Origin of the sequence: Rhodoferax ferrireducens (genome assembly GCF_003347515.1) — a bacterium.
In the GTDB taxonomy this organism is placed as follows: domain Bacteria; phylum Pseudomonadota; class Gammaproteobacteria; order Burkholderiales; family Burkholderiaceae_C; genus Rhodoferax.
Window position 1 is genome coordinate 1 of record NZ_QEII01000195.1, and the last position, 4,164, is coordinate 4,164.

At 59.6% G+C, this 4,164-nt stretch carries 6 protein-coding genes and 1 pseudogene; all 7 read left to right on the forward strand.

The window, feature by feature from the left end; all coding sequences use genetic code 11:
- A pseudogene (locus C5P05_RS33980) lies at positions 1-222 on the forward strand (hypothetical protein); the annotation flags it as partial.
- Complete coding sequence (locus tag C5P05_RS02480) at positions 219-446, forward strand: hypothetical protein (RefSeq protein WP_157979194.1); 228 nt, start codon at positions 219-221, stop codon at positions 444-446. The pseudogene C5P05_RS33980 and the gene C5P05_RS02480, both read left to right, overlap by 4 nt.
- Positions 443-964, forward strand: coding sequence for a hypothetical protein (locus C5P05_RS02485; RefSeq protein WP_114968307.1), 522 nt, complete (start codon positions 443-445; stop codon positions 962-964). The genes C5P05_RS02480 and C5P05_RS02485 overlap by 4 nt, the downstream gene beginning before the upstream one ends.
- A gap of 59 nt (positions 965-1,023) precedes the next feature.
- Positions 1,024-1,875: an MmcB family DNA repair protein gene (locus tag C5P05_RS02490; RefSeq protein ID WP_157979195.1), complete on the forward strand. Its 852-nt coding sequence runs from the start codon at positions 1,024-1,026 to the stop codon at positions 1,873-1,875.
- On the forward strand, positions 1,872-2,360 hold the full coding sequence (locus C5P05_RS02495; protein ID WP_114968309.1) for a hypothetical protein: 489 nt from the start codon (positions 1,872-1,874) through the stop codon (positions 2,358-2,360). The genes C5P05_RS02490 and C5P05_RS02495 overlap by 4 nt, the downstream gene beginning before the upstream one ends.
- Positions 2,357-2,608 carry a hypothetical protein gene (locus C5P05_RS02500; protein ID WP_114968310.1) on the forward strand — a complete coding sequence of 84 codons (252 nt, stop codon included), beginning with the start codon at positions 2,357-2,359 and terminating at the stop codon, positions 2,606-2,608. Before C5P05_RS02495 ends, C5P05_RS02500 begins: the two co-directional genes overlap by 4 nt.
- A gap of 130 nt (positions 2,609-2,738) precedes the next feature.
- A complete protein-coding gene (locus C5P05_RS02510; protein WP_198674595.1) occupies positions 2,739-4,001 on the forward strand; it encodes a tyrosine-type recombinase/integrase in 1,263 nt (420 codons plus the stop codon).
- Positions 4,002-4,164 lie beyond the last annotated feature (163 nt).

Genomic DNA, 4,164 nt, shown 5'->3' on the forward strand with positions numbered 1-4,164 from the left:
TACATCCCTTTGTCCTTGCTATTTCTGACGCCAGACAAGCATGCGCGTGACCTGGACAACATGCTGGCCGCCAGCAAGGCGCTACTCGATGGCATGGCCCGCGCCCTGGGTGTTGACGACAGCCGTTTCAAGCCGGTGCTGGTTGATTGGGTGCTTGGCCCCAAGGGTGGCTCACTGGTGGCCGCAGTGGGCGTACAGATCGTGTCGGGGGTGGCATTGTGAGCATCTTTGGAATCTCCATTCACCCCGCACCACTGATGGTTGAGGAAAAGGAAACCCGCATCCGTGGCGGCTACCTGAACCGCTGGTGGATTCGCGCCGTGGTGACGGTGCCCAGCAGCAACGTGATTCACGATCGGCTGAACAACCGCATGTACTGCCACCCAGCCGTGATCGCGCAAATGCGCAAGGCCATGCAGCCGGATATGCAGAGGGCTTTCGCATGAACGACCACCACACCCGCGTCATCACCACACGCGAGGAAGCGCATGCGGCCATCACGCAAGCCTACATCGTGGCCAAGACCTTGCTGATGGATGGCAAGCGCGTGCGCATCAGTGTCGGCGAGGACTCGGACCCCATCACCATCAAGCAGCGCCGGTTTCTGCATGGGCCCGTCCTGACGCAGATTGCTGAGCAAGTGCGCGTCGGTGGCCAGCGCTACACCACCGGCATCTGGAAGCGTTTTTTCAAGAACCTGATCCTGGAGCGCAAGCCGCGCTACGAAATGATCCGCATGCCTGGCGCCAAGCGCGCGACACCACGGCGCAAATGGTGGGGCACGGAAGAGCTCTCGATCAAGCAGTACAGCCAGTTCATTGACGAGGTAATCGCGCACGCCGTTACGGAATTTTCCGTTTCGTTCCACTTTCTGGCGGGCGAGCGGGAGGCTGTGCGCTACGTGCGGCCGGTGGCCAAGCGCCGGGTTGACCAGGAAACCGGCGAAATTTTGGAGCACGCATGAATACTATCAATTCAATAGCTTCTTGCGCAATGGATACGTGGGCTGTAGGCCAAAAAGACATGAAAAATATCAGTATGACCCACGACCAGTTGCAAGAGGACTTGGCCTGCCACCTGCGCGCCGGCACTGACCGGATGGTTTGGACAAATACCCAACTCGGGCCTGTTGGTAGCCCGCGCCCAGACTTGTTCACCATCAACAAGTCGTTCTCGAAGTTCCGCACCGATGCCTACGAAATCAAGGTGAGTGTGTCGGATCTGCGTAGCGACGTGACAAGCGGAAAGTGGCAGTCGTACCGCAAATTCTCCAATGTGGTCTGGTTTGCGTTTCCGCGCGGCATGGCGCCGCTGGACCTGATCCCCAAAGAGTGCGGTGTGATCCTGCGCAGCGAGACAGGATGGCGCGCCGCCCGCAAGCCGGTATCCCAGGTGCTGGACACCCTGCCGCGTGATGCATGGCTCAAGCTGCTGATGGACTTGCACCCGAACAACGCCAGCGGATTCGTGAAGGTGCCACGCCACGCGAACGACTACAAGGGCGCCGAGATCGTGCGCAAGCGGCTGGGCGACAAGATAGGTCGCCTGTTCTCGGACGTGGCCGACGCTGAGACCAGACTCCAATACCGCAAGGATTCGCTCGCTACGGACATTGCAGCCATTGACTTACGGAAGGCGAACCACAGCAAGTGGCTTGATGACAATGCCGCCCGCACCGTGAAGGCGCTTGAACAAGGCATGTTCGAACTGGGCGCCACATTGGGCATCAAACCCGAAGACCTGACGGCCGCCACGCTGCAAGTAGCCATCATGGCGCTGCACCGCCGCATTCAAGGCAATGGAATCAGCCGCGCAATTGAGTTGCTGCAGGGCCTGCAAGTGGTGCTCGATGAGCCGGTGGCGGAGGTTGCATGAAGCGTACTCCCTTCAAGCGCAAGCTCCCCGCCGCCTACGTCAAGGCGGAGCGCATATCCCCGGTGTATGCCCGCCTGACGGTCAAGGTCAACATGCCGCGCGTCGGGGATGCAGTGGTAATTCTTCCAAAGGAGGACATTGTTCGCAGCGAGCCCTACCGCCGGCTTGTCGCCGCACGCCCATGCATCAATTGCCACATCGAAGGCTACTCACAAGCAGCGCACCCACCACCGACCGGCAAAGGCATCAAAGAAGACGACCGCGAATGCTTTCCGCTTTGCTGCATCCACCCTGGTGCTGATGGTGAACTGGTCCCCGGGTGTCACGCCGATTTTGACAATTACCGCCTGGTCCCCGCATCCGATGTGCGGGCGCTGGCGGCAAGCTGGGGCGCACAGATCCGCAAGGAAATCCGCGATGAAGGCAAGTGGCCGAAGGGCTTGCCCCATTTTGAAGAGCAAACCGCACTGGAGCTTGCATCATGAACACCAGCACCCACAGACAGGGCTGCCACAACCGGGCGCCGTTCGTTGAAAAACGCATCGTGCAGGATGGCCGCTGTGACACGAGCCTCGGGGTCAAGATTGCCGTCATCGACAACTTCAGCTACGGCAAGCCCTGCGAATACCAGCATAGCCCGCTTGGGCTGGTGGACAAGGGTTGCACCGGCTGCACATGGCGCACCGTGACATCCATCAGCCCAGCTACTGACTCGAAAGGTAAACTGCCATGATTCAGTGGGTAAAGCTTCAAAAATACTGCGACGTTTCAGGCGAGACGCCCGCGGCTGTTGCAAAGCGCCTGAGTTCCGGCAAATGGTTGCATGGGATTCATGCCCGCGTGCCAGATGGGAGTGCGTGTTTATGGGTGAATCTGAGGGCGGTGGACGACTGGGCGGAGGGGAAAAAGCCAGCGCACCAGCACGGCAACGGAAAATAACCGGCGTTCGCCCTATCTCCCGCGCGGGCGGCAAGCAGGTCTACCAGATCGACTTCCGCTACAAGGGGGTGCAGTGCCGCGAGACGATAGCCCTGCCACACACCAAAGCCAATGAGGCCCACTGCACACGGCTGCGCGCCGAGATCCTAGGAAAGATCGAGCGCGGCGACTTTGACTACAGCGGGTTTTTCCCCGAAAGCGCCCGGGCCACCGTTTTCGGCCACGGCTCCGGCAAGTCGCCATTCATCAAGTCCTTGCTGGAAGATTACCGGGACCGCACCGAAAAAACACTGGAGCGCTCCAGTTGGAACATGTACCGGCGCGACATTGACAAGATCCTGATACCTCGGTTCGGGCAAATGAAGATCACGGAGTTTCGCGCCTCGGACCTGCGCTCATGGGTGGGTGAGCAAAATCTGAGCCTCAAGCGCATCCGCAACATCCTTCTGCCGCTGCGCGCCGTGTTCAATGAAGCGGTGCAAGACGAGGTGATTGCCAGCAACCCAGTCGCCAATCTCAAAATCACCAAGCTGATCCCCATCGAGAAGCGAACCAGCGACTACGAACCCCAGCCCTACAGCGTGGCCGAGTTGTGTTTGGTACTGGCCAATGTGCCAGAGCCAGAGCGCTGGACATTCCAGCTGTGGGCCTTCAGCGGGCTGCGCACCGGTGAGTTGATCGGCCTGCGCTGGCCACGCATGGATCTGGAGGGCAAGATCCTGCGGGTTACAGAAACCACGACAGAGCGCGTGGACAAGACCCGCGCCAAGACCAAGGCAGGCTTGCGCACCGTGCCGCTGCTGCCGGCCGCCCTGGAGGCTGCGGAGAAAATGCGCCAGTTCACACAACTCGGTGGCGACCGGGTAACGATCAACCCACGAGCCCACAGCAAGGACAAGGCCTGGAGCGCCAATACACTGGAGAAGGTCTGGAAGAAGGCGCACAAAGGGACGGGCGTTGCCGTTCGCAAGCCCTACGAGCTGCGGCACACCTTCGCCAGCCAGTTACTCAGCCAGGGCGAGAACCCGGCCTATATTTCCAAACTGCTGGGGCACGCCACCATTGAAATGGTGATGCGCCATTACGGGCGATGGATCTCGGAAGGGGAGAAATTGGGCTTTGACCGCCCGCCACGCCGCTACGGCATGGAGCCCTTGTGGCAGACAGCCGACAAACTGGCGGCCTGATGCACCAACAAACGTGTGCTTATTCTGTGCTTATTTGGGGGGATAACAGGGGTATTCTGGGGGTGTTGAATACTGTGATTTCATCCATACCGCCAGAAAAAACATCAATGAAATCAACAACTTAGCGGTGCAAAATATGGAGCGGGTGATGGGAATCGAACCC